Source organism: Streptomyces sp. NPDC018000 (assembly GCF_044328025.1).
In the GTDB taxonomy this organism is placed as follows: Bacteria; Actinomycetota; Actinomycetes; order Streptomycetales; family Streptomycetaceae; genus Streptomyces.
On the sequence record NZ_JBIRGM010000003.1, the window covers coordinates 42852 to 67601 of the forward strand.

Below are 24750 nucleotides of genomic sequence, written 5' to 3' on the forward strand. Positions count from 1 at the left end.
CTTGACCCTCCCCAGTCTGATGCTGCTGCTGTTCGCCGTGTTCTCGTCGGCGGGCGGACAGATCATGTTGAAGCACGGGATGAAGGGCGCCGTGGCCGCTGCCGCGCAGGGCGGCGGCTCCGTCGTCCTGCGGGCCGCGACCAGCCCCTGGGTCGTCCTCGGCCTGCTGGTCTTCGCGGTGTCCGCCCTCGCCTGGATGACCACTCTGGCCAAGGTGCCGCTGTCCATCGCCTATCCGTTCAACGCCCTCGGATATCTGCTGATCGTGCTGGCGGGGGCGACCGTGCTGCACGAGCGGACCTCGATGTGGACCTGGGGCGGCTCGCTGCTCGTGGTCGTCGGCCTCTTCACGGTGATGGCGGGCCAGCGACGCTGAGGGCGCATCGCCGGACGGGCCCGGTACTCAGAGCCTGTCCGACGACCTCTGATCGGGCGATCGAAGGTCACCCGACAGGCTCTCAGGCCCGTCCGACGACCGGCGCAGCCTCCCTCAGCAGCACCCTGCGTACCACCCGCTCCGCGGCGCGCCCGTCGTCGTACGGGCAGAACCGGGCCCGGAACGCGGCCCGCAGTGCCTCGTTCACCGGGCTCTGCCAGCTGCCGTCGAGGAAGATCCGGGCCAGCTCGTCCGTATCGGTGGAGACCGCCCCAGGGGTGTCGCCGGGCTTCCCGGACAGCAGATCGAAGCAGACTCCCCGGACCGTGCGGTACGTCTCCCAGTCGGGGGCGTGCACCACGATCGGGCGGTCCAGATGGGCGTAGTCGAACATCACCGAGGAGTAGTCCGTCACCAGCGCGTCCGCAGCCAGGCACAGCTCCTCGATCCGCGGATGGTCGCAGACATCGACGAGCGAAGGGTGCTCCGGCAGCCCGGCACCCTCGTAGAAGTAGTGGGCGCGGACCAGCACCACGGTGTCCGGGCCGAGCGCCTCGCAGAGCCGGACCAGATCGAGCCGGCTGGTGAACGCCGCCTCGTAGTCGCGGTGCGTCGGCGCGTACAGGATGGCGCGCCGGCCGGGCCGGATGCCGAGCGCCTCGCGGATCTGTGCGATCCGCTCGTCCGTCGCCGTCGCGAAGACGTCATTGCGCGGATAGCCCGATTCGAGGGACTGTGCGGCGCCCGGATAGGCGCGTGCCCACACCTCGGTGGAGTGCGGATTGGCGGAGACGCTCCAGTCCCACCGGTCGACGCGCTGGAGCAGCCGGTCGAAGTTCAGTCCCTGGGCCGCCGCCGGATAGTCCTGCTGGTCGAGCCCCATGATCTTCAGTGGGGTGCCGTGATGGGTCATCACATGGATCTGGCCGGGGCGCTTGACCAGATGGTCGGGGAAGTTGACGTTGTTGAAGAAATACGTGGCCCGGGCCAGCGCCTGCCAGTAGCGGCGGGTTCCCGGCACCACGTGATCGATGCCCTCGGGCACCGTGTCCACCTGGTTCTTCGACACCACCCACACCCCGCGCACCTGTGGGGCCAGCTCCTGGGCCTTGCGGAAGACGGCCTCCGGATTGCAGTTCACCCCGCGGTTCCAGTACGCGGCATAGACGGCGAGCCCGGGGTCCAGCGGAAGCCCGCGCTGCCACCAGTAGTAGTGCGCGGACAGGGTGTGCCTGGCCCGCTCCCGTACAGCGCCGGGCGCCGCCCGCAGGCTCCGGCGCAGGGCCAGGACCGAGTCGAGGGCGCCGAGCAGGACATACCGGCCACCGCCCATCAGCTTCGGCCGCAGCCCCTGGGCGCCGCCCGGGAAGCGGTGCTCCTCGGGCCGGTGCGCACGGTGGAACGCCGCCACGGACCGTACGTATCGCCTGCGCCGCCTGGTCACCGACGGGTAGCCGGCAAGGAGTTCCCGGGACGCCCGGTCGAAGAGCAGCGGCCCCACCGGATACAGCGGCGGCCGGTCCCGTACGAACTCCATCAGACCGGCGTACGCGTCGACGAGCTGGTGCGGCGTCGAGCCGTCCGCCGGTTCCGCCCCGTCGGCCGGAGGGGGCAGGTGGCGTCCGCTGCGGTGCTCGACGCAGGCGGTGGGGAGCACGGCGACGGATTCGGCCGCGGCGAGGGTCTGGAGTGCGTACATGCGCTCCCCGTGCTGTCCCGGCCCGAAGGACAGCTTCTCGCCCTCGTGGAGGGTGCGGCGCACGGCGCGGTTCCAGGAGACCGGTGCGATGTCCAGGAGTACGGGGTGTTCGAGCAGGGTGTGCCGGCCCTTCGGCAGTTCACCGAGCAGCTCCAGCGACCGGGTCGGGCGGGGGCGGCCCCGGAACGGGCGTCTGTGATGGCCGAACAGCAGCAGTTCGGGGTCACCGGCGGCGTTCAGCCGGTCGGCGACGGCCCGCAGGGCGCCCGGCAGGTGGACGAAGTTGCCCTCCAGGAAGAGGAGGTAGTCCCCGACGGCCCGCTCCGCCCCGGTGTTGCGCCGCCCGTCCGGCCCGGCCCCCGGCGGCAGATGGATGGCCTGCACCCGGTCGTCCCTTGCGGCGAACTCGTCGAGCAGCAGCCCCGAATCGTCCGGTGCGCCGTCGTCGACCCCGATCACCTCGATGTCCGTGAACGACTGCGTGAGCACCGACTCCAGGCACTCGCGCAGCTGTCCTCGGGCGCGGTGGACGGGGATGATGACACTCAGCCGGGGCATACGGCCTCTTTCTCGGACTCGGGTCCAGGGGGAGGGGTGCGCTCAGAGCCTGCCGGGCGCCCTTCGATCGCCCGGTCGGGGGTCATCCGGCAGGCTCTCAGGGGTGGTTGGTGGGCTGCGCCCCGGCGAGGCCGCGGCCCGCGGACGCCTGCCGGTCCGCCGGGACCGTGGCGGTGGCCGGTGCCGGGACCGGGGCCTGAGCCGGGTTGCCCGCCGCCGGTGCGGGCCGCCGCTGCGCCGGAGGGATCGTGGGCGGCTGCGCGGCCGTGTCGCCCAGGAAGACCCGGCGCACCACGCGTTCCGCCGCGTGCCCGTCGTCGTAGGGACAGAAGCGCTCCCGGAATGCCTCGCGCAGCCGGGCGGACCGGGTTCCGCACCAGTGGCCGGTCGCGAAGATGTCGAGCAGTTCGTCCTCGCTGTGCGCGATGGCGCCGGGCGGGCAGGAGTGCAGGTCGAAGTAGGTGCCGCGGGCCGCTTCGTACGCCTCGCGGTCGGCGCAGTGGATGACGACGGGCCGGTCCAGATTGACGTAGTCGAACATCAGCGACGAGTAGTCCGTGATCAGCGCGTCCGAGGCGAGTGCGAGCGCCTCGACGCAGGGGTGGCCGCTGACGTCGATGATCCGCGGGTGCGGTTCGCCGGCCGGCGCGGCGCCGTACGAGTAGTGCGCGCGGTTCAGGATCACGAAGCCCGGACCGAGGACCCGCAGCACGCGTGCCAGGTCGAGTGCGATGTACTGGCCGCGCCGGTAGTCGCGATGCGTGGGCGCGTGCAGCAGGGCAAGGGCGCCCACGGGGATGCCGATCGACTCGCGCAGCCGTGCCACGTCGTCGGCGGTGGCCCGCTGGTAGACGTCGTTGCGCGGATAGCCGTACTCCAGCGTCGCGCAGCTCGTGGAGGCCGACGGGTAGGCCTTCTCCCAGACGAGGGTGGAGTGCTGGTTCGCGGAGAGGGAGTAGTCCCACTTGTCGACATTGGCGAGCAGCCGGCCGAAGTCCGTCCCGAGGGCCGCCGCCGGCCGGTCCTGGAGGTCGAGGCCCATGGCCTTGAGCGGGGTGCCGTGGTGGGTCTGGAGCAGTACCTGTCCACGCCGCTTGACCAGCCGCCGGTCGAAGTTGACGTTGTTCACCAGATACCTGGAGCGGGCCAGCGCCCGCCAGTAGCCGTAGGTCCCGGGCGTGAGCCGCTGTGTTGCGGTGGGCACCGTGTGCGCGTCCTCGGGCCGGCAGATCCAGGCGGTCCGCAGGCCGGGGACCAGTTCGCGGGCCTTCGCCTCGATCGCGGCCGGATTGCAGGCGTAGCCGCGGTGCCAGTACGCCGCGAACACCGCCCGGTCCGTCTGGACGGGCAGCCGCAGCTGGATGCGGTAGTACGCCTGGAGAGCGGCGGCCCGCAGATTCCGGCGGACGGCCGCGGTGACCTTCCGCAGCCGGCCGTGCAGCAACTGGGCTGTCCACAGCGCACGGTACGTACGGCGCGCGCCCAGCCGGATCAGGCCGTGGCGCAGCCGGGCGCGGCGAGGGGCGGGGGCGCCCGGGGTGCGGTAGCGGACACAGTGGGCGCGGGCACGGCGGAAGAATTCGGGCCGGCTGCCGCGCGGTAGCCGGCCCGGGGTGGTGAACAGCGTGCAGAAGTGGTCGAGCATCCTGCGGAAGATCAGCGGCTGCCAGGGCGCGAGTTCGGGGCGGGCGTCGATGAACGCGAAGACCCGGTCGTACTGGTCGAAGATGTCGAAGTGCTTGCGGCTGGTGGTGGCCAGGATGTTGCCCTGGCGCCGCTGCCGGTAGCCGACGCACACCCGGTCGAGGACCGCGATCGAGCGGGCGGCCAGCAGCACCGGGTACGTCCAGGGCGTGTCCTCGTAGTAGCCGGGCGGGAAGACGAACCCCTCGGCCTCGACGAACGCGCGGCGGTACGCCTTGTTCCAGACGACCATCAGGATCTTGAGCAGTCCGGGCCGGCCGGCGAGCGTGAAGGTGGCGGGGCCGGTCTCGGCGAGGTGCTCGGCGAAGGTGTTGCGTACGCTCTCGCCCGTCCAGTACGTGCGGGCGTAGTCGTAGATCAGGACGTCCGGTTCCCCGGTCTCCTCGATCCGGTCGGCGACGGCCCGCAGGGCGCCGGGGGCGAGGGTGTCATCGCTGTCCAGGAAGATCAGATAGTCGCCGGTGGCCTGTGCGATCCCGGCGTTACGGGCCCGGCCCAGGCCCACGTTCTCCGGCAGATGCAAGGCCCGCACCCGGTGGTCCCGGGCGGCGAACTCATCGATGACGGCGCCGCATGCATCGGGTGAGCAGTCGTCCACCGCGATGAGCTCGAAGTCCTCGAAGGACTGCGTCAGTACCGAGTCCAGGCTCTCGCGCAGATACGCCTGAACCCGGTACGCGGGCACGATGACACTGAACCGGGGCACAACACATCCATGGGTCGTTCGCAGTGCGGGCGGGTGGTCCGCAAACTTCCGATGGAGTAACAGGGTTACGCCAAAACGTGGCAAACCCGCGAAATGGCAGGTGGGGTGGTCCTGTCGCGGTGAACAGGACCACCCCGCATTGACGTACAGCTGTGCGCCCTACTTCACCGCGCCCGCCATCACGCCTGAGACGAACTGACGCTGGAAGGCGAAGAAGACCGCAAGCGGAATCACCATCGACACGAACGCGCCGGGCGCCAGCACATCGATGTTGTTGCCGAACTGCCTTACTTGCTGCTGCAGGGCCACCGTGATCGGCGGGGAGTCGGAGTTCGCGAAGATCAGTGCGACCAGCATGTCGTTCCACACCCAGAGGAACTGGAAGATCCCGAGCGAGGCGATCGCCGGACCGCCCAGCGGCATCACGACCCGGGTGAAGAGCCGGATCTCGCCCGCCCCGTCGAGCCGGGCGGCCTCCAGCAGCTCCCTCGGGATCTCCGCGAAGAAGTTACGCAGCAGGAAGATCGCGAAGGGCAGACCGAAGGCCGTGTGGAAGATGATCACGCCGAAGGTCGTCTCGAAGATCCCGACCGCTCCGAAGAGCTTGGAGACGGGGACCAGGGCGACCTGAACCGGCACCACCAACAGCCCTACGACCACGAGGAACCACCAGTCGCGGCCGGGGAACTCCATCCAGGCGAAGGCGTATCCGGCCAGTGAACCGATCACGATGACCAGGACGGTCGCCGGGACGGTGATCACGACCGTGCTGAGGAGGGAGTGGGTGATGGTCGAATTGTCCAGCAGCCGGGAGTAGTTGTCGAAGGTGAGCTGGGACGGGGCCGTGAAGACCTTCCACCAGCCGGTCGACGCGATGTCGTCCGCACCGCGCAGCGAGGACAGCAGCAGCCCGATGGTCGGCATCAACCAGAACAGGCCCACCAGGATGAGGAAGACCCGCATCACACCGCCGCCGGCGCGGGCGGCGATGCGCGCACCGAGGGACTGCTCGGCCTTCACCGGTTTGTTTGCGGCTGTCGTGTTCGTGGCCGGTGCTGTCGTCATCGGCGCCCCTCCCGCCGGATCCGGCGTACGTTGACGAACATCACCGGGAGAACCAGAAGCAGCAGGAGGACGGCGATGGCGCTGCCGATCCCGAGGTCCGCGTCCGTACCGAACGAGGAGCGGTAGAGCTGGAACGCCAGCACATTCGCATCGTCCTGCGAGGAGCCCGGTGCGATGATGAAGACCAGGTCGAAGATCTTCAGGACGTTGATCATCAACGTGACCAGCACCACCGCGAGAACGGGCGCGAGCATCGGCACCGTGATACGGCGGAACACCTGCCACTCGTTCGCGCCGTCCACCCGGGCCGCTTCGAGGAGTTCACGCGGCAGGCCCGCCAGGCCCGCCGCGATCAGCACCATGGCGAACCCGGCCCACATCCAGACGTAGGAGCCGATGATCCCCGGTGTGACCAGGGTCGGGCCGAGCCACTCGACCCCGTTGTACGGTTCCCTGAAGTTCGAGGCGGGGAGGCGGAGTGCGGCGCCGTCGGCCGAAGCGGGCAGGGTGAACGTACCGTCCGCGCCCGCCGTCGCCGAGGCGACCACCTTGCCGTCCTTGACAGCCTCCACCTCGATGCCCTTGAGCCCCAGCTCCTTGGCGTCGATGACATTGGGTCTGCCGCCGCCACCCCGGGTGAAGTCCAGCCACGCGGTGCCGGTGATCTTCCCGGCCTCTGCCGCCGCGGCCTTCGCGGGCTTCGCGTCCGTCGGCATCTTCGCCGGTGCCACACCGACCAGAGGCAGTTGCACCGGCTGCCCGGCCCGCACCGGCGCCCTGGTGACGAACGAACCGCCGCCGCCGGCCTTGAGCGGGTGGACGGGCAGCGGATGCGCCTTCGGGTAGCCCGCCGACTCGGTGAACGTGTCGTGCACACCCACCCATACGGCGTTGGCGATCCCACGCTCCGGGGCCGCGTCGTACACCAGCCGGAAGATGATGCCCGCGGCGAGCATGGAGATCGCCATCGGCATGAAGACGACCAGCTTGAACGCCGTACCCCAGCGGATCCGCTCCGTCAGCACAGCGAAGATCAGCCCGAGCACCGTGGAGACCGTCGGCGCGAACACGACCCAGATCGCGTTGTTCTTGACCGCGGTACGGATGGTGTCGTCCGTGAACAGCGCCTTGTAGTTGTCGAGTCCGGCGAAGCCCGTACCCGCCTGGTCGAAGAACGACCGGTAGACGGAGTACACGATCGGATAGACCACGAGCGCGCCCAGCAGCACCAGCGCGGGCGCCAGGAACAGCGCCGCGATGACCCGGCGGGTGCCCGTCACCCCCCTGCGGCCGCGTCCCGGGCCGCCTGCCGGGGCAGCGGAGGGCTTCCTGGGCGCGGGCAGCGACGGCCGGACGGACGGATGCTTGTCGGCGGGGGGCACCGCGTCGGCGTCCCCCGCTGCGGCTGTCGTCATCCCGTCAGCTCTTGTACGCCTTGGCCGCGTCGGACTCCAGCTTCGCTTGGGTCCCCGCGATGTCCTTCGGGTTCTTCAGGAAGTCCTGGAGTGTCTTCCACTCGCCCTTCCCGGGCGTCCCGCCGAACGACTGCGGGGCCTGGTCGGACATGTCGAACCGAACGGCGTCACCCGCTGCGACCAGCGCCTTCGCCATCGTGCGCTGAACCTCGTTCGGGTACGCGGATGCGTCCAGGGTTTTGTTCGGCGAGATGAACCCGCCCTGCTCGGCCATGATCTTCGCCGCGTCCGTCGAGCCCAGCCAGGTCAGCAGGGCCTGGGCGCCCTTGCCGTCCTTCAGCGCCACCGCCGCGTCGCCACCCGTAAGGACGGGGGACTGGGCGCCTACCGCCGGGAACGGGAACACCTTGGCGTCGGTCCCGATCTTCGCCTTCGTCTGCGCGATGTTGACGCCCACGAAGTCGCCCTCGAAGACCATCGCGGCCTTGGGCTGGTCACCGCCGGTGAAAGTCTGGGTGACCGATGCCGCGAACTCCGTCTGCAGCGCACCGTCCACTCCGCCCGCGATCAGCGACGGCTTGCCGAAGAGCTGCGCGAGCGTGGTCAGCGCGTCCTTGACGGACGGGTCCGTCCACTTGATCTCGTGCTGGGCCAGCTGGTCGTACTTCTCCGGACCGGCCTGGGAGAGATAGATGTTCTCGAACCAGTCGGTGAGGGTCCAGCCGTCCGCGCCACCGACCGAGACCGGGGTGACACCCGAGGCGGAGACCGTCTCGGCCGTCGCCAGGAAGTCCTTCCAGGTCTTCGGCTCAGCTGCGCCCGCGTTCTCGAACGCCTTGGCGTTGTACCAGATCAGGGACTTGTTGGCGGCCTTGAAGTAGACGCCGTACTGGGTGCCGTCCACCGCACCGAGGTCCTGCCAGACCTTCGAGTAGTTCTTGGCCAGCTGGGCCTTGGCCTCGGGACCGACCGGCTTGGCCCACTTCTTCCGGGCGGCCTGCTGGATCGCGCCTACCTGCGGGATCATCGCGACGTCCGGCGGCTGGCCGCCCGCGATCTTCGTACCGAGGAAGTTGACGATCGGGTCCTGCGCCGGGACAAAAGTCACCGTCGCCCCCGTGCGGTTCTCGAACTCCTTGAGCACCTTGACGAAGTTGGCCTGCTCGACTCCGGTCCAGACCGCCGCGACCGAGAGCTTCTCCCCGTCCAGTTTCGGTAGGACGACACTCGACGAACTTCCCTTGCCACCCCCGGAGATCTTTTCCGGCTTTGCTCTTCCGCTGTCGGCGTCGTCACCGCAACCGGTCAGAGCCAGTGCGCCGATGGCGGTGAACACCATGGCGGCCCTGCTGAACCGAAGGGTTGTGCGCATCGCTGCCCCGTCTCTCACATCGTTGTGTGCGCACAGTCCTACGCCCGGTGTACGGGTGCCGCAATACCGCTTGTCATGTCAACTCGCCTATCGTGATGGGCTCGTGACGTGAAGTCAGCAGACGTTCATGCCCCGGCGTCCGTCAGGAGCGGACGGGCCCGAACGGGGCTATCGGCTCGGCATTCACCGACCGGGCCGCCCGCTCCAGCGCACTGGCCAGCAGCGCCAGGTCCGTCGGACCGTTGCCCAGCTCGCGGACCGGGCGCCGGGCCGGCGGATCGCCCATCCGCTCCCACTCCAGCGGGACGACAGTGGGGCGCAGGGTCGCCGTACGCGGAATACGCCCCGTCACCCTGCCGCCCTGGAACGGTGTCACCCGCCCGTCCGGATGCCCCAGCCGACCACGGCCTGGTGCCGGATCCTCCGGCGACGGCGCGACGACCGGCATGTCGAGCACGATGCGCAGCCGGGCCCCATGGGCCAGGTCCGTGTCCTCCGTACGGTCCGGGCGGGCGGATGTCGCGACCAGATGGACGCCGAGCCGGCCGCCCTCCCTGGCCACGGCCTCCAGGGCCCGCATGACCGAACCCGCGGCGGGGCGGCCGGGGCTGCCGAGCGCCGGGGCGACCAGCGCGTCGAAGTCGTCGACCAGGACGACGAGCCGGGGCAGCGGAGAGGGGCCGGGGTCTGCGGACCGCGCGGCGGCGGGCCGCAGCCGGATCGTCCCGCTCATCGGGGATTCCGCTTCTGCGCGCTGCTCCGCGGCGCTCGGTGGGCGCTGGCCGACCATCCGCGGCGCCGTCTCGTGCCGGTGGTGCCACTCGGTGAAGTCGTACTGGCCGAGCAGTTCGGCGCGCCGCTTCAGCTCGCCGCCCAGTGCCTGCGCGAACTCGCGCATCCGTACCGGATCCGAGGCCACCAGGTGCGTGAACGCGTGGGGGAGTTCGGTACACGGGCGCAGGCCCTCGCCGCGCTCGCCACCGGCGCCGTCGACCAGGAGTATGCCCAGCCGGTCGGGCCGGGCGGCCGCGGCCAGCGAGGCGGCGACGGCCCGCAGCAGCTCCGTACGCCCGCTGCCGGCCGGACCCTCGATGAGGAGATGGGGGCCCTCCTCCGCCAGATCCACACTGACCGGGCCCCGGGGCCCGGCCCCGAGCACCACGACGGGCCGCCCGGCGGCCATGGCAGCGGTGCCTTCGTCCCAGGCGGCCGCGGGCATGCCGGTGCCTGTGCCCGTGTTCACTTTCACGGCGGTGCGTGCGGCCGGGGCGTCCCCGGGTGAACTGCCGTAGCGCCCGTCGCCGGCACGGGGGACGGAGGCGCCGGGGTACGGGGTGCGTCCGGAGCCATGGGTGTCATGGGCGTCGTCGCGGCCCGCGGTGCCGACGTGGGTGGTGGTCTCGCTGCCGGGGTACGGGGTGCGCCCCGAGCCGGGGGCGTACCCGCCCGCGCGGTCCGGCCCCGGCCCCCCGCCTGTGCGCTGAGCGCCCACGCGGGGGGCCGCACCGCGCGGGTACTCCGTACGGCCCGAACCGCGGGTATCCGAGCCCGCGGCATCCGCACCGGCGCCCGCCGGCCCGCCCGTCCAGCGGCCCGAACCGCGGACCGTTGCGCCGGGCCGGTCGTCCGCGGTGGAGGCCCAGCGGGCCATCAGGGAGGCCGGCGTGGCACGCGCCAGACCCAGTTCGTCCAGCAGCCGGGCGGTCGGCGGGAGCGCCGCCGACGCGGTCCCGCCGTGAGCCGCGGCCGCTCCTTCCGTACGCAGCGGGGCCAGTGCCCTGCCGAACCGCTCGGCCCAGTGCGCCGACACCGCGTCCACCACGGCGACCGTGCCGCGGCCCGCGGCCCGGCCGTCCGCCGTCCGCAGCAGCCGCAGTGCCGTCGCCACATCGCCGCTCAGCATCGCCACCGCTCCGCACTCGCGGAACGCTATCGAGGCGTGGCAGGCGGCCTCGTACGTCGCCGCGACCGGTGAGGTGGGCGTGGCGGCCGGGGTCTCGGCCAGACAGATCAGATGGATCCCGGCAGCGGCACCCGCGGCGGCCAGCCGGGCGGTGTTCTCGCGCAGCACCGACGAGCCGGGGTCACCGTCGACGATCACCACCGTGTACGGGCCCGAGTACTGCCCGGCGGCCTCGGCGACCGTGCTCCGGTCCAGGCTCGCCCAGCCGGGCCCCAGCGGCCCGTCGTCCAGCCGGCGCACCAGCTCCGTCGTACGGGCGACGGCCTGCTCGCGGTCGTACGCGAGGAGCAGCCGGCAGTCCTGGCCGTGCATGGGGCGCAGATGAGGCAGCCAGCCGAGCCAGGCCCACTCGCGCCTGCGCTCGTCGGCGCTGCGGGCGCGGTCCGCGCTGATCAGCACGATCTCCAGATCGGCGGGGGAGTGCAGCGCGGCGAGCTGCGCCACCACCGAACGCGCGAGTCCGGCCAGCCGGGTCCGCGGCCCGGAGAGCCCGAGGGAACCGGCCTCCCGCAGCCCCACGGTCACCGGCACGGCGGGCAGCTCGGCCCGGTCCGTCGTCCCCAGGCGCACCACGAGCGCCTCCGGGTGTGCGGTGTCGCGCTCCCACAGCCGGGGGCCGGGGCCGAGCGCGGTCAGCAGCACGGCCGCGGGGTCCGGCCAGCTGCTCTCCGCGGCGGATCCCGATGGTGCCGCGGGGGAGGCGGCGGCCGGGAACGGCAGCCCGGCCGCACCTGTCTCGTCGGGTGCCGCCTCGTGTACCGGTTCGCCCTTGTTGCCCGCGAGTCTGCGCGCCCAGGCGCCTATCCCGCCCCGCCGGGGTGTTCCGTCGTCCGGGAAGCGGGGGGAGCGCTCGGAGGAGGACTGGCGGCGGGTCTCGGCCCACTCGTCTTCGCCGCTCCGGTGCGTGTGACGGTCGCCGGGCCCGGGGTCGGCGGCGGCCGGGGCGTACCCGTGGCCGGAGCCGTGCTCCTTGGCGAAGCCGCCGTCGGTGGCCTCCGCGCCTGCCGTACCGGACACCCGCAGATGCCCCTCGCCGTCCGGGGCCGTCGCCAGCGTCGGCGTACGCGCGCCCGAGGTGAGCCGGAGCGTCGATTCGCCGAGCCGCAGCAGCGCACCGGGCTTCAGACGGACCGGGCGGTCACGGACCTCCCTGCCACTGAGCAGGGTGCCGTTGGTCGAGCCCAGGTCCGCCACCGAGACCAGGCCGTCCGAGGAGACCGTCACCGTGCAGTGCAGCCGGGACACATCGGGGTCGTCGAGCGGGACGTCCGCGTCGGCGGAGCGGCCGATCCGTATCCGGCCGCCGTGCAGCAGATGGACCCCGCCCGCGTCGGGCCCCGCGACCACGTGCAGCTGCGCCGGAACGGAGTCGTCCGCCGCCTCGCCCTCGCCGGGGACCTGGAGTGAGAGCACCGCTCCGTCGATCAGCGGGGGCTCACCGAGCGCACACCGCTGCGCGTCCAGCCGCTCACGCCCGGCGAACAGCACCACCGCACCGCTGCCGAGCGAGCCATCGGGCCCGGAGACGGCGGCGGCCAGATTGGACGCCACGGTGGCGAGCGCCGTCCCCGGTGGGGCGGTGACCAGCACGTCGCAGGCGCGCGCCGGGGTCTGGCCGCTGCGCGGCGCGAGGACGGTCAGCCGGATCTGCATCGCCGTCAGCGGTCCCTTCTGCGCGGGGCGCCGGGCAGGGGAAACGCCCTGTGATTCCCCCCACCCGACACGGACGCGTCGTCCGGTACAGGTTTGTCACGTGCCGCAGGGCTCCCTACCCCACGGTCCGTGCTGGAGGCATCCTCGCACCTGCCACTGACGACACGCCCGGGGGCCACCGCTAATTGATCTTGAATGGTCGGCTGTGCGCCCATAAGTGCCTGCTCGGAACGCCCTCCGCGGTGGCGGAACCGCTCCGGCCGGTCTTGATCGCACGTGCGTGCGGCAACCATCCGCCCGGTGTGAGCGTCTTGTTCCGCAACCGGCCGGTATCTCCTCGAGGAGGCAATCGGGTCCGGCGACCAAGGGTGGCGACGGCAACCGGGCGGACCAGTCCGACTCCGCCGGTCACCCCACTAGAGTGGGCCGGAACTCCCGGGTGGATCCGGGAGCACCGCAAGCACCACGACCAGCAGGGAGCGCATGACGTGCGGCCGGTAGGCAGCAAGTACCTGCTCGAGGAGCCGCTGGGACGCGGCGCCACGGGCACCGTCTGGCGTGCCCGCCAGCGGGAGACCGCAGGCGCGGAGGCGGCCGTCGCCGGCCAGCCCGGCGAGACCGTGGCGATCAAGGTCCTGAAGGAGGAACTCGCCAACGACGCGGACGTCGTGATGCGGTTCCTGCGCGAGCGTTCCGTGTTGCTCCGGCTCACCCACGAGAACATCGTGCGCACCCGCGACCTGGTCGTCGAGGGGGACCTGCTCGCCCTCGTCATGGACCTGGTCGACGGCCCGGACCTGCACCGCTACATCCGCGAGAACGGCCCCCTCACCCCGGTCGCCGCCGCGCTCCTCACCGCGCAGATCGCGGACGCGCTCGCCGCCAGCCACGCCGACGGCGTCGTCCACCGCGACCTGAAGCCCGCCAACGTCCTGCTCGACGAGCGCGACGGCCAGATGCGCCCGATGCTCACCGACTTCGGTATCGCGCGCCTGGCCGACTCCCCGGGGCTGACCCGTACCCATGAGTTCGTCGGCACGCCCGCCTATGTGGCGCCCGAGTCCGCCGAGGGCCGCCCGCAGACCTCCGCCGTCGACATCTACGGTGCGGGCATCCTGCTGTACGAGCTGGTCACCGGCCGCCCGCCGTTCGCCGGCGGCACCGCCCTCGAAGTCCTGCACCAGCACCTCAGCGAGGAGCCCCGCCGCCCCTCCACCGTCCCGGCGCCGCTGTGGACGGTGATAGAGCGCTGCCTGAGCAAGGAACCCGGCCGGCGGCCCAGCGCCGAGAACCTGGCCCGCGGGCTGCGCACCGTCGCGGCCGGCATCGGTGTGCACGCCAGCTCTGCCCAGATCGCGGCGGCCGAGGGCGTGGGTGCCCTGCTCGCACCCGACCCGGCGCCCGCGGCCGTTCCCCAGACCCCCGGCGCGGCCGACCCGACACAGGTGCTGCCGAGCAACGCGGGCTCGTACGATCCGAGCGCCGCGACCAGTGTCATGCAGCACGCCCCCGGCCCGGGCCAGAGCGGGCACGCCGACCCGACCTCGGTCATGCCGCCCGTACCGCCGAGCCCGGACGGCCCTCCGCAGCCCGAGGGGCCGCACCCCTGGCAGTCCCAGCTCCGGGCGGCCCGCGATCGCAACGAGCAGACACAGGTCCAGTACCTCGACCCCAGCCAGGACCCGCTGCGCCGCCGCCCTCAGCGGCCCCAGCCCCAGCCCCAACAGCCTCAGCGACGGCAGCAGCCGCCGCAGCATCAGCAGCACCAGCAGCCGCCGCAGCAGTACCCCCAGCCCCGGCAGCAGCAGTACCAGCCGCAGCCCCAGTACCAGCCCCAACAGCAGTACCAGCGGCAGCAGTACGCGCCCCCGCAGCCGCCGGCCCCGCGCCAGCCCCGCGAGCCGAGGCAGCGCAGCGCCAACCCGATGAGGATTCCCGGCCTCGGCTGCCTCAAGGGCTGTCTGTTCACGCTGGTGCTGCTGTTCGTCGCTAGCTGGCTGATCTGGGAACTGACCCCGCTGCAGGACTGGATCGGCCAGGGCAAGAGCTACTGGCAGGCGATCAGCGACAGCGTCTCCGGCGTGACCGACTGGATCTCGAAGCTGGGCGGCAGCAGCGACAGCATCGGCAACAGCGGTCCCTGAGCGGCCGATGCACCATCAACTCTGTAGCTATATCGACTTCTGCGGGTCAATTTCTGCCGCATTTCGCCCGCAGAAGTGAAGGTTGGCGCCATCCCGGGCAATCAACACCCCGATCGACGCGTAACTTTGTCGACCGGGGGTCATGAGCGACGGTTCATCGCCAGCCGCTGAGGGAGCAGTCTTGGCACGGAATATCGGCAGCCGGTACACCGCCCACCAGATCCTGGGGCGCGGCACCGCCGGCACGGTGTGGCTCGGCGACGGGCCCGAGGGCCCGGTGGCCATCAAGCTGCTCCGCGAGGACCTCGCGTCCGACCAGGAGCTCGTGGGCCGCTTCGTCCGGGAGCGCACCGCACTGCTCGGCCTGGACCATCCACATGTCGTCGCCGTCCGCGACCTCGTGGTGGACGGCAACGACCTGGCACTGGTCATGAGCCTGGTACGCGGCACGGACCTGCGCACCCGCCTCGACCGCGAACGCCGTCTCGCGCCCGAGGCCGCCGTCGCGATCACCGCGGACGTCGCCGACGGCCTGGCCGCCGCGCACGCCGCCGGCGTGGTCCACCGCGACGTCAAGCCGGAGAACATCCTGCTCGACATGGAGGGCCCGCTCGGCCCCGGAGGCTCGCACCCGGCGCTGCTCACCGACTTCGGCGTGGCCAAGCTGATCGACACCCCGCGCCGCACCAAGGCCAGCAAGATCATCGGTACGCCGGACTATCTGGCCCCCGAGATAGTCGAGGGCCTCCCGCCCCGCGCCGCCGTCGACATCTACGCCCTCGCCACGGTCCTGTACGAACTCCTCGCCGGCTTCACGCCCTTCGGCGGCGGACACCCCGGCGCGGTCCTGCGCCGCCATGTCACGGAGACGGTCGTCCCGCTCCCGGGCATCCCGGAGGAGCTCTGGCAGCTCCTGGTCCAGTGCCTGGCCAAGGCGCCGGCCTCCCGGCTGCGCGCCTCCGAGCTCGCGGCCCGGCTGCGCGAGCAGCTCCCGCAGCTGGCCGGCATCCCGCCGCTGGACGTGGACGAGCCGGGCGCCGAACCGGAACCCCGGACGTACGACGAGCAGCAGTACGCCCCCGCACCCGAGGAGCCCCGCCGCAGCGGCTCGGTCCCCCTGGTCCCCGGCTCGTCCACCGACTCCAACCGGGACACCCACACGAGCATGCGTGTCCCGGCCCCCGACGAACTCTCCGGCGGCCCCCGGGGCACGGCCAGGGCCCCGCGTTCCCCGGGGCGGCCCCGCCCGGGCTCGGCCCGCAACAAGTCCGCGGCCATCCGCAAGCGCCGCCTGACGCTGGGTGCCGCGGCGCTGGTGGTGGCGCTGGGCGTGGGCGGCTGGCTGGCGCTGGGCGGCGACGAAGCGGACGCACCCGCGCAGGACACGAAGAAATCGGCGCCGGAAACACCCTGACTCCATGGGCCCCGGCGAGGCGGTTCCTGATGGCTTCCGGGGGTCGAAGGGACCCCTGCCGCCCCTTCGCCGTACGGCCCGGGGACGCGCCGCCCACACGGTGGCGGAATCGTGATCATGCGGCCCGAGGAATGTCCGTGCCGACAGCCGTTACGCTGGACCCGTGGCAGTCGTCGATATTTCCGAAGAGCTGAAGTCCCTCTCCTCGACCATGGGGTCGATCGAGGCCGTCCTGGACCTGGATGCGCTGAGGGCGGACGTCGCCGCGCTCGAGGAGCAGGCGGCCGCGCCTTCCCTCTGGGACGACCCGGAGGCGGCGCAGAAGATCACCAGCAAGCTTTCGCATCTCCAGGCCGAGGTCCGCAAGACCGAGGCCCTCCGCGGCCGGATCGACGATCTCGAGGTCCTCTTCGAGCTCGCCCAGGACGAGGGCGACGCCGATGCCCTGGCCGAGGCCGAGTCCGAGCTGGAGTCGGTCAGGAAGGCGCTGGACGAGATGGAGGTCCGTACGCTCCTGTCCGGCGAGTACGACTCCCGCGAGGCCGTGGTCAACATCCGCGCCGAGGCCGGTGGCGTGGACGCCGCCGACTTCGCCGAGAAGCTCCAGCGCATGTACATCCGCTGGGCCGAGCGGCACGGCTACAAGACCGAGGTCTACGAGACGTCGTACGCGGAAGAGGCCGGCATCAAGTCGACCACCTTCGCGGTCCAGGTGCCGTACGCCTACGGCACGCTCTCCGTCGAGCAGGGCACCCACCGGCTCGTCCGGATCTCGCCCTTCGACAACCAGGGCCGTCGCCAGACGTCCTTCGCGGGTGTCGAGGTGCTGCCCGTGGTCGAGCAGACCGACCACATCGAGATCGACGAGTCCGAACTGCGCGTCGACGTGTACCGCTCGTCGGGCCCCGGCGGTCAGGGCGTCAACACCACGGACTCCGCGGTGCGCCTGACCCACCTCCCGACCGGCATCGTCGTCTCCTGCCAGAACGAGCGCTCGCAGATCCAGAACAAGGCATCCGCGATGAACGTCCTCCAGGCGAAGCTCCTTGAGCGCCGCCGCCAGGAGGAGCAGGCCAAGATGGACGCCCTCAAGGGCGACGGCGGCAACTCCTGGGGCAACCAGATGCGGTCGTACGTCCTGCACCCGTACCAGATGGTCAAGGACCTGCGTACGGAGTTCGAGATGGGCAACCCGGAAGCGGTCTTCAACGGCGAGATCGACGGCTTCCTGGAGGCGGGCATCCGCTGGCGCAAGCAGCGGGAGAAGTAGGCGGGCTCCAGCAGCCTGTTGCTGGTCCTGATTTTTACGGCGGTGCCGGATACCTCACGGGTTTCCGGCACCGCCGTTTTCGTCGGGGACGGGCACGAGGCGGCACCGGAAAGCGAGTTGGAGTTCCGAGTTGCGCAGGTACCGCGGTGAGTGCGTCACAGTCGTGATTCCGAATCAAGGTCAACTGCCGTCAAATCGGTGCAGTTTGCACGGAACGGCCTTGACGTAGTCCTTAACTGTGGACAGGGTGCTAGGGCAGCATGCGTATGTCCGGGACGGATGCGAACGGGGGCGGGCGGCACAGCCATGACTCGATGTGGCGCCGTTCGGAGCGAACCCCGCAGAGCAGAGACCTGCATATGGCTGCTCCACTGACGAGAACAGCTACTGGGGGTAGCAGCAGATGACCAAGAAGACGCGAGTACGCGTCGCGCGCATAGCCGCGGGTGCGGTGATCGCCGCGGGCGCCTCGCTCACCGCTGCCGGAGCGGCGTCGGCCGTCGGCATCGGCGTCAACGTCGGAGGTCTCGCCACCAAGGCTGAGGTCGAGGACAGCGGTCTGGGGATCGACGCCGGCTTCAAGGGCCCGCAGGGCGAGTCCGGCGGCGATGCGGCCGGTGGCGGCGACAACGGCGGGCAGGGTGGTACGACCACCGACGGTGGTGCCGGTAACGACGGTGGTGCCGGCAATGACGGTGGTGCCGGTAACGACGGTGGCGCTGGTAACGACGGTGGTGCCGGTAACGACGGTGGTGCCGGTAATGACGGTGGTGCCGGCAATGACGGTGGTGCCGGTAATGACGGTGGTGCCGGTAATGACGGTGGTGCCGGCAATGACGGTGGTGCCGGTAACGACGGTGGCGCTGGTAACGACGGTGGTGCCGGTAACGACGGTGGTGCCGGTAACGACGGTGGCGCTGGTAACGACGGTGGCGCTGGTAACGACGGTGGCGCCGGCAATGACGGTGGCGCCGGCAACAACGGCGGCGCGTCGACTGATGGCGGCAGCTCCGACAACGGTGGTAACTCCGACAACGGTGGTAACTCCGGCAACGGTGGTACCACCGGCAACGGTGGTACCACCGGCAACGGTGGTACCACCGGTAACGCCTCCACCGGTACCCCCGGTGGCGAGACCTGCACCGTCGACCTCGACGGTGCGACGTGCGCGGACAACACCACCCCCGACTCGGCCGGCAACCAGCCGGTCGCGCAGAGCAAGGGCAAGGACGAGCTCGCCGAGACCGGTGCCGCTGAGACCACGTTCCTGCTGGTCGGCGCCGCGACGATGATTGCCGGAGGCATCGGCTTCCGGATCCTGCCGCGCCTGATGAACGGCCGTACGGTCGCCTAAGGGCCGCTCGCGGCACAGGTACGCACAGAGGGCCCGGGACGCCTGTCGGCATCCCGGGCCCCTCCGCGTACACGTACACGCTCTTGCGGGTGGGCGGACGGCCTTCGGCTACACGCCCTGGTGCGCCAGCAGCGCCACCGCGCCCAGCAGCACCACCAGCAGGGCCACCAGTGTCACAGGGCTCAGCCCCGCGAAAACCCCTTGCCCCTGTTCCTGCTGCAGCCGCTCGCGGCTCGCCCGGCATACGGGGCAGCGGCCCTCGTTCACGGGCGCCGCGCAGTTTGCGCACACCAGTCGGTCATAGGTCATGCGCTTTCCTCCTCCCGCGCGGCGGAGCCGCATACGCCTTCACTCCGCACAACGCTCATGGAAACGCAACCGTTCCCCCTACCACTTTGCCAGCTCGCGCGGATTTCGGCGCGGCCCGCCGGACATCACCCGTTCCGTAGCGCTTCGGCCCCGCTCTCGACCAGTGCCGTTCCGCCATAAATCGCCCATCCCCGTACGCGCGCCTGCGCGCGTGAGCCGGGTTCGCGTAAGGTCACGCACACCTACTCCCGGCCGACCGTGGTGCATCCGTGATCCGATTCGACAACGTCTCCAAGACCTACCCGAAGCAGAGCCGTCCCGCTCTACGGGATGTGTCGCTCGATATCGAGAAGGGCGAGTTCGTCTTCCTGGTGGGCTCCTCCGGCTCCGGCAAGTCCACCTTCATGAGACTCATTCTCCGTGAGGAACGTGCCAGCACGGGCTCGGTCCACGTCCTGGGCAAGGACCTCGCGCGCTTGTCCAACTGGAAGGTGCCGCACATGCGCCGCCAGTTGGGCACGGTGTTCCAGGACTTCCGGCTCCTCCCCAACAAGACCGTTGCGGAGAACGTGGCGTTCGCACAGGAGGTCATCGGCAAGCCGCGCGGTGAGATCCGCAAGGCGGTGCCCCAGGTTCTCGACCTGGTCGGCCTCGGTGGCAAGGAGGACCGGAGGCCCGGTGAGCTCTCCGGTGGTGAGCAGCAGCGCGTGGCGATCGCGCGGGCGTTCGTGAACCGCCCCATGCTGCTGATCGCGGACGAGCCGACCGGCAACCTCGACCCGCAGACCTCCGTCGGCATCATGAAGCTGCTGGACCGGATCAACCGGACCGGCACCACCGTGATCATGGCGACCCACGACCAGAACATCGTCGACCAGATGCGCAAGCGCGTCATCGAGCTGGAGAAGGGCCGTCTCGTACGCGACCAGGCCCGCGGCGTCTACGGCTACCAGCACTGAGCATCGAGCACTGAAAGGACGCCATGCGCGCCCAGTTCGTCCTGTCGGAGATCGGCGTCGGCCTCCGTCGCAACCTTACGATGACCTTCGCCGTCATTGTCTCCGTCGCCCTCTCGCTCGCCCTGTTCGGCGGCGCGCTGCTCATGCGCGAGCAGGTCAGCACGATGAAGGACTACTGGTACGACAAGGTCAACGTCTCGATCTTCCTGTGCAGCAAGAGTGATGTGACCTCGACGCCCAAGTGCGCCAAGGGTGCTGTCACCGCCCAGCAGAAGAAGGAGATCGAAGGCGACCTCCGCAAGATGAAGGTCGTCGACACGGTCACGTACGAGTCGGCCGACGAGGCGTACAAGCACTACCAGGAGCAGTTCGGCGACTCGCCCATGGCGAGCAACATCACGCCGGACCAGATGCAGGAGTCGTTCCGGGTCAAGCTCCACGACCCGAAGAAGTACAAGGTCGTCGCCACCGCCTTCGCCGGGCGGGACGGGGTGCAGTCCGTCCAGGACCAGAGGTCCATCCTGGACAACCTCTTCGAGTTGATGAACGGCATGAATGTGGCCGCACTCTTCGTGATGGCGCTGATGCTGGTCATTGCCCTGATGCTGATCGTGAACACCGTCCGGGTGTCCGCGTTCAGCCGACGGCGGGAGACAGGCATCATGCGGCTCGTCGGCGCCTCCGGCTTCTACATCCAGATGCCGTTCATCATGGAGGCCGCGTTCGCCGGTCTCATCGGTGGTGTGCTCGCCTGCGTGATGCTGCTGGCGGGCCGGTACTTCCTGATCGACGCCGGTCTGGCGCTGCAGAGCAAGCTGACCCTGATCGACTTCATCGGCTGGGACGCGGTCTTCACCAAGCTGCCCCTGATCCTGGCAATCGGTCTGCTGATGCCCGCCGTTGCCGCTCTCTTCGCGCTCCGCAAGTATCTGAAGGTGTGACAAGCGCCCCTGTGGCACGCGGTCAACCGGCCGTGCGCCACAGGGGCGTTGTCCTATGTGCCGCGATCGGCAAGGTTTGCCCCGTCGCGGCGACCGGCACGCGCGCTCGCGGCGTTGGCCAAAAGCCCTTGTAGCGCCGCTACAAGGGCTTCCGGCCGCCTTGCGATCACACGCACCGGTCGCCGCTCCTTGACGGGCAAACCTTGCCGATCGCGGCACTAGACTCGACGCCATGTCGGGCCCCACGCAATGTTTCGGGCCCTGCGGTGTGCGCCGCGGGGCGGCTCTGGCATTGGTCTTCGTGACCGTGCTGGCCACCGCGGCGGCCACCGGCTCGCTGCCGCACGATGGTGCGAAGTCCTCGGGCACAGCGACCCGTTCCGTCGCCTCCACCGTCGACGGCGACGAGGTGGCCGAGGCCGCCGCCCGGGCCGTGGCCGACGGCAAGTCCGGTAAGGAGGCGGCCGAGGAGGTCGTCAGCCGCAGCGGCGACCGCTGGGGCGCGGTGTACGACGAGCGGCAGTACAAGGAGTTCGAGCAGGCCCTCGACGGCTCGTACACCGGTGTCGGGATCGCCGCGAAGCGTTCCGCCGACGGCCTGGTCGAGGTGACCCGGGTCCAGCCCGGCAGCCCCGCCGACCGCGTCGGCATCGAGCCGGGCGATCTGCTCCGTACGATCGATGGCCACCGGATCGACAAGCGCCCCGTCGCCGAGGCCGTGGCCCTGCTGCGCGGAGACCGTACGGCGGCGGACGCCGGCACCACCGTCGTGGTGGGAGTTCAGCGAGGGGCCGCCCTTCGGACCGAGACGCTGCGCAGAGCCAGGCTCACCACCGAGGCCGTCACCGTGCGGCGCATCGGACCGGACCGTTCCGATTCCTCCGCGGCTGTACTGATCGAGGTCGACTCGTTCACCAGGGGCTCGGGCGCCGAGATCCGCGACGCGGTCCGGGACGCACCGGCGGGCGCCGGGGTGCTGCTCGATCTCCGCGGCAACTCCGGTGGCCTGGTCACCGAGGCCGTGACCGCCGCCTCCGCCTTCCTGGACGGCGGCCTGGTCGCCACGTACGACGTACACGGTGAGCAACGCGCTCTCTACGCACAGTCGGGCGGCGACACCGCCCGCCCCCTCGTCGTCCTCGTCGACGGCGGCACGATGAGCGCCGCCGAGCTCCTCACCGGCGCGCTCCAGGACCGGGGACGCGCCGTCACCGTCGGATCGCGCACCTTCGGCAAGGGTTCGGTCCAGATGCCCAGCAAGCTCCCGGGCGGCTCGGTGGCCGAGCTGACCGTCGGCCACTACCGCACCCCGGCGGGCCGCGGCGTCGACGGCCGCGGCATCACCCCGGACCTCGCGGTCAGCTCCGGGGCCGAGCGGCGGGCCGAGACGGTATTGAGTGGCCTCGGGGGTGGGTCGTAGTGCGAAAATGGTCGCACTATGGCTAAGGAAAAGGACACGGGGCGCAAGCTCATCGCGCAGAACAAGAAGGCGCGGCACGACTATCACATCCTCGACACCTACGAGTGCGGTCTCGCACTCATGGGCACCGAGGTCAAGTCGCTGCGGCTGGGCCGGGCCTCCCTGGTGGACGGCTTCGTCCAGATCGACGGGGGCGAGGCGTGGCTGCACAACGTCCACGTCCCGGAGTACGTCCAGGGGACCTGGACCAACCACTCGGCCAAGCGCAAGCGGAAGCTGCTGATGCACCGGGCGGAGATCGACAAGCTGGAGTCGAAGTCGGGCGAGACCGGCCACACGATCGTGCCGCTCGCGCTGTACTTCAAGGGCAGCCGGGTCAAGGTCGAGATCGCGCTCGCCAAGGGCAAGAAGGAGTACGACAAGCGGCAGACCCTGCGCGAGAAGCAGGACCTGCGGGAGACCAACCGCGCGATCTCGGCAGCGCGCCGGCGCCAGCGCAGCGCCTGAGGGCCGTCCGGGAGATGCCGGAGGCGTACGGCCGGCGCCGGCGGGAATAGGCTGGCATCGCCGCACGTCGGTCGCGTACGATGGCATCGCACCTCACAGCGGGTGCACACATTGAAAACACAACATGGGGATGATCGGTTTCGACAGCGGATGTCGAAGCAGGGGAAGCGTGTCGAGGAAGCGGCAATGATCTCGTAAACCATATGTCGCAACCAATAATCGCCAACACCAAGCGCGATTCCTTCGCCCTCGCTGCCTAAGTAGCGACCTGCGAAGTGTCAGCCCGGGGGTGATCCCGACCCGGATCCTGGCATCATCAAGGGATCTAAACTTCTGGACCCGGTCACGGGGCCTGGAAGGAAATCAAACAGTGACTGAGCCCGTCGGAGACTTGTTCGCGTGATCTCCGGGGCCGAGAAAAGCGCAGCGAACTGCACACGGAGAAGCCCTGGTTCCGCACCGTTGGACGCGGGTTCGATTCCCGCCATCTCCACAATTCCCATGTGAACGAGGACCCCGTTGCCCACCGGCAGCGGGGTCCTCGTCTTCTCTCCCCACGCGCCCATGCCCGCCACACGCCGGCCAGCCGCGCGCCTGCGGCCCGTTGTCGCGGCAACAAGCACGTGGTGCCCCACCGCCGTCGGCCCATCACGCAGTCGAACCCGGCTTCCGTGTCCTCGGCCCCGAGGGGCCTGTGGGCCGGGTCCGGGCACGACGCTCCCCGTGCCTGAACACCGGAACCGTGATCGCGCATGAGATCACCCCGGACGGCGTCACCGACATCCGTGCCTGACCACAGCTGTATGTAATCTCCGACAAGGCCTCGGACGTGCACGAAGGACGTCCGAGGCCAACGGCGCAGCGGTCAGCCCTTGGTGGGGGCGTAGTAGTTGCCGAGCATGTCGGTGACCCACTGGGGCTGGTGGACCCCGCCCCGGGGGCCCATCTCCTTGAACCAGGGCTTCACTTCGATGACCGGGGTGCCGTCCACGGCGTCGAGGTCTTCGACGTGAAGGTCCAGGCCGTCCACCTTGACCAGGCGGCAGCGGGAGACGCCGAGCCAGTTGAGGCGGCGCATGTTGCGGTGGCCGACGAAGCCGACTTCGGGCCAGTCGGGGTTGTCCCGGGGGCGGCGGGCGCCGAGGGGGAGGTCGGTGCGGTCGGTCAGGTGGAAGCGGAAGACCACGTCGAGGTGGGAGAACTCTTCCAGCCCCTTCGTGACCTCCAAGGGGAAGCGGCTGTCAAGGCGGATGATCGCACGGGTGCCACCCCAGTAGTCGTCAGTCGGCTCGGTGCGGCCTCCGACGACGTAACCCAGTGCCTCTACCTCGAATTTCTCTGCCATCAGGTTCCCTTCGGAGTCAGGCCGTAGCGGACAGGTAGGCCGCAGCCCGAGTGTCCACGATGGTGGCGGACCGGATGCCGCGCCGACGTAGCGGGGAAAGGGCTGCTCGCATGTCGGTGGCCGCCTTGCGAGTACGTGCGGACCGGACGCCGTCCATGGCGTCCAGAGATGCGGACCACGTTGTGCAGGCTTCTTCGACGCCCCGTCTTCGGGACGGTCGCGCGGGCTGCAACTTGCCGCTCACTGCTGCGGCCTGTGTTGTTGGATATGCGAGGCATACCGCATCAGGTAGTAGACCGCCTTGCCGAGCAGCCGGAGCATAGCGGCCGAGTCGCCGTCCTGGTCGCGGAACAGGCCGCGGGCGTGGTCCACGGTGGCGGTCGCAATGTCGCGGGCCCGGGAGTCGGCCAGGCCCTTCGCGTACTCCTCGGCCGGGTCGGCGAGCAGCCCGATGTAGGAGCGGAGCCGCTTGCGGACCTCGTCGGCTGCCGGACCGGTCGGCCGCCCCTGAGCGAGTGCGAGCGCCAGGTCCACGTCCCGGCCCATGTCGATCCAGGTCGGGGGCGTCTCGGTCAC

The 24750-nt window shown here is 70.5% G+C and carries 18 protein-coding genes and 1 other RNA gene; 10 read left to right on the forward strand and 9 right to left on the reverse strand.

The window, feature by feature from the left end; genetic code table 11:
* The first annotated feature begins 1 nt into the window (after position 1).
* Positions 2–376: a hypothetical protein gene (locus ACH4EW_RS08660; RefSeq protein WP_398253432.1), complete on the forward strand. Its 375-nt coding sequence runs from the start codon at positions 2–4 to the stop codon at positions 374–376.
* Positions 377–458: 82 nt separating this feature from the next.
* On the opposite strand, the gene ACH4EW_RS08665 is transcribed toward ACH4EW_RS08660, so the two are convergent.
* The 6 genes from ACH4EW_RS08665 to ACH4EW_RS08690 all read right to left on the reverse strand — a co-directional run bounded on the left by ACH4EW_RS08665 (position 459) and on the right by ACH4EW_RS08690 (position 12511).
* Positions 459–2633, reverse strand: coding sequence for a CDP-glycerol glycerophosphotransferase family protein (locus tag ACH4EW_RS08665; RefSeq protein ID WP_398253434.1), 2175 nt, complete (start codon positions 2631–2633; stop codon positions 459–461).
* Between the two features lie 97 nt (positions 2634–2730).
* The gene (locus ACH4EW_RS08670; RefSeq protein ID WP_398253436.1) at positions 2731–5043 is read right to left on the reverse strand and encodes a CDP-glycerol glycerophosphotransferase family protein; all 2313 of its coding nucleotides are present in this window, start codon (positions 5041–5043) and stop codon (positions 2731–2733) included.
* 159 nt (positions 5044–5202) lie between these two features.
* A complete protein-coding gene (locus ACH4EW_RS08675) occupies positions 5203–6108 on the reverse strand; it encodes a carbohydrate ABC transporter permease (RefSeq protein ID WP_398253438.1) in 906 nt (301 codons plus the stop codon).
* Entirely contained in the window at positions 6105–7523 is a 1419-nt protein-coding gene (locus ACH4EW_RS08680; protein ID WP_398253440.1) for a carbohydrate ABC transporter permease, read from the reverse strand. Before ACH4EW_RS08680 ends, ACH4EW_RS08675 begins: the two co-directional genes overlap by 4 nt.
* A gap of 4 nt (positions 7524–7527) precedes the next feature.
* Entirely contained in the window at positions 7528–8895 is a 1368-nt protein-coding gene (locus tag ACH4EW_RS08685; protein ID WP_398253443.1) for an ABC transporter substrate-binding protein, read from the reverse strand.
* A gap of 142 nt (positions 8896–9037) precedes the next feature.
* The gene (locus tag ACH4EW_RS08690; protein ID WP_398253446.1) at positions 9038–12511 is read right to left on the reverse strand and encodes an FtsK/SpoIIIE domain-containing protein; all 3474 of its coding nucleotides are present in this window, start codon (positions 12509–12511) and stop codon (positions 9038–9040) included.
* A 488-nt stretch (positions 12512–12999) separates the two neighbouring features.
* Between ACH4EW_RS08690 and ACH4EW_RS08695 the strand changes: the two genes are divergently transcribed.
* The 4 genes from ACH4EW_RS08695 to ACH4EW_RS08710 all read left to right on the forward strand — a co-directional run bounded on the left by ACH4EW_RS08695 (position 13000) and on the right by ACH4EW_RS08710 (position 18693).
* A complete protein-coding gene (locus ACH4EW_RS08695; RefSeq protein WP_398253448.1) occupies positions 13000–14655 on the forward strand; it encodes a serine/threonine-protein kinase in 1656 nt (551 codons plus the stop codon).
* Positions 14656–14836: 181 nt separating this feature from the next.
* Positions 14837–16069 (forward strand): serine/threonine-protein kinase, encoded by a 1233-nt coding sequence (locus ACH4EW_RS08700; protein ID WP_398253451.1) that lies wholly within the window; start codon positions 14837–14839, stop codon positions 16067–16069.
* A 163-nt stretch (positions 16070–16232) separates the two neighbouring features.
* Positions 16233–17339 carry a peptide chain release factor 2 gene (gene prfB, locus ACH4EW_RS08705; RefSeq protein WP_398253453.1) on the forward strand — a complete coding sequence of 369 codons (1107 nt, stop codon included), beginning with the start codon at positions 16233–16235 and terminating at the stop codon, positions 17337–17339.
* Positions 17340–17742: 403 nt separating this feature from the next.
* Positions 17743–18693, forward strand: coding sequence for a hypothetical protein (locus ACH4EW_RS08710; protein ID WP_398253456.1), 951 nt, complete (start codon positions 17743–17745; stop codon positions 18691–18693).
* 108 nt (positions 18694–18801) lie between these two features.
* Here the strand turns inward: ACH4EW_RS08710 and ACH4EW_RS08715 are convergent, their stop codons facing one another.
* A complete protein-coding gene (locus ACH4EW_RS08715) occupies positions 18802–19002 on the reverse strand; it encodes a hypothetical protein (protein WP_398253458.1) in 201 nt (66 codons plus the stop codon).
* Between the two features lie 269 nt (positions 19003–19271).
* On the opposite strand from ACH4EW_RS08715, the gene ftsE reads away from it, so the two are divergent.
* The 5 genes from ftsE to ssrA all read left to right on the forward strand — a co-directional run bounded on the left by ftsE (position 19272) and on the right by ssrA (position 23325).
* Entirely contained in the window at positions 19272–19961 is a 690-nt protein-coding gene (gene ftsE, locus ACH4EW_RS08720; protein WP_398253461.1) for a cell division ATP-binding protein FtsE, read from the forward strand.
* 23 nt (positions 19962–19984) lie between these two features.
* Positions 19985–20902: a permease-like cell division protein FtsX gene (gene ftsX, locus ACH4EW_RS08725; RefSeq protein ID WP_398253463.1), complete on the forward strand. Its 918-nt coding sequence runs from the start codon at positions 19985–19987 to the stop codon at positions 20900–20902.
* A 232-nt stretch (positions 20903–21134) separates the two neighbouring features.
* On the forward strand, positions 21135–22322 hold the full coding sequence (locus ACH4EW_RS08730) for a S41 family peptidase (RefSeq protein WP_398253465.1): 1188 nt from the start codon (positions 21135–21137) through the stop codon (positions 22320–22322).
* A gap of 18 nt (positions 22323–22340) precedes the next feature.
* Positions 22341–22829, forward strand: coding sequence for an SsrA-binding protein SmpB (gene smpB / locus ACH4EW_RS08735; RefSeq protein WP_398253467.1), 489 nt, complete (start codon positions 22341–22343; stop codon positions 22827–22829).
* Positions 22830–22955: 126 nt separating this feature from the next.
* Positions 22956–23325, forward strand: a transfer-messenger RNA (tmRNA) gene (ssrA, locus tag ACH4EW_RS08740).
* 369 nt (positions 23326–23694) lie between these two features.
* Here ssrA and ACH4EW_RS08745 read toward each other — a convergent pair.
* Both ACH4EW_RS08745 and ACH4EW_RS08750 read right to left on the reverse strand, forming a co-directional pair.
* Positions 23695–24174, reverse strand: a complete 480-nt coding sequence (locus ACH4EW_RS08745) for a TrmO family methyltransferase (protein ID WP_398253469.1) — start codon at positions 24172–24174, stop codon at positions 23695–23697.
* Between the two features lie 240 nt (positions 24175–24414).
* Positions 24415–24750 (reverse strand): DUF6415 family natural product biosynthesis protein, encoded by a 336-nt coding sequence (locus ACH4EW_RS08750; RefSeq protein WP_398253471.1) that lies wholly within the window; start codon positions 24748–24750, stop codon positions 24415–24417.

What these genes read in the sequence shown, in the direction of transcription:
- ACH4EW_RS08665 (WP_398253434.1), bottom strand. Translation starts at nt 2,633, where the DNA reads ATGCCCCGGCTGAGTGTCATCATCCCCGTCCACCGCGCCCGAGGACAG.
- ACH4EW_RS08675 (WP_398253438.1), bottom strand. Translation starts at nt 6,108, where the DNA reads ATGACGACAGCACCGGCCACGAACACGACAGCCGCAAACAAACCGGTG.
- ACH4EW_RS08680 (WP_398253440.1), bottom strand. Translation starts at nt 7,523, where the DNA reads ATGACGACAGCCGCAGCGGGGGACGCCGACGCGGTGCCCCCCGCCGAC.
- ACH4EW_RS08685 (WP_398253443.1), bottom strand. Translation starts at nt 8,895, where the DNA reads ATGCGCACAACCCTTCGGTTCAGCAGGGCCGCCATGGTGTTCACCGCC.
- ACH4EW_RS08690 (WP_398253446.1), bottom strand. Translation starts at nt 12,511, where the DNA reads ATGCAGATCCGGCTGACCGTCCTCGCGCCGCGCAGCGGCCAGACCCCG.
- ACH4EW_RS08710 (WP_398253456.1), top strand. Translation starts at nt 17,743, where the DNA reads ATGACCAAGAAGACGCGAGTACGCGTCGCGCGCATAGCCGCGGGTGCG.
- ACH4EW_RS08715 (WP_398253458.1), bottom strand. Translation starts at nt 19,002, where the DNA reads ATGACCTATGACCGACTGGTGTGCGCAAACTGCGCGGCGCCCGTGAAC.
- ftsX (WP_398253463.1), top strand. Translation starts at nt 19,985, where the DNA reads ATGCGCGCCCAGTTCGTCCTGTCGGAGATCGGCGTCGGCCTCCGTCGC.
- ACH4EW_RS08730 (WP_398253465.1), top strand. Translation starts at nt 21,135, where the DNA reads ATGTCGGGCCCCACGCAATGTTTCGGGCCCTGCGGTGTGCGCCGCGGG.
- smpB (WP_398253467.1), top strand. Translation starts at nt 22,341, where the DNA reads ATGGCTAAGGAAAAGGACACGGGGCGCAAGCTCATCGCGCAGAACAAG.
- ACH4EW_RS08745 (WP_398253469.1), bottom strand. Translation starts at nt 24,174, where the DNA reads ATGGCAGAGAAATTCGAGGTAGAGGCACTGGGTTACGTCGTCGGAGGC.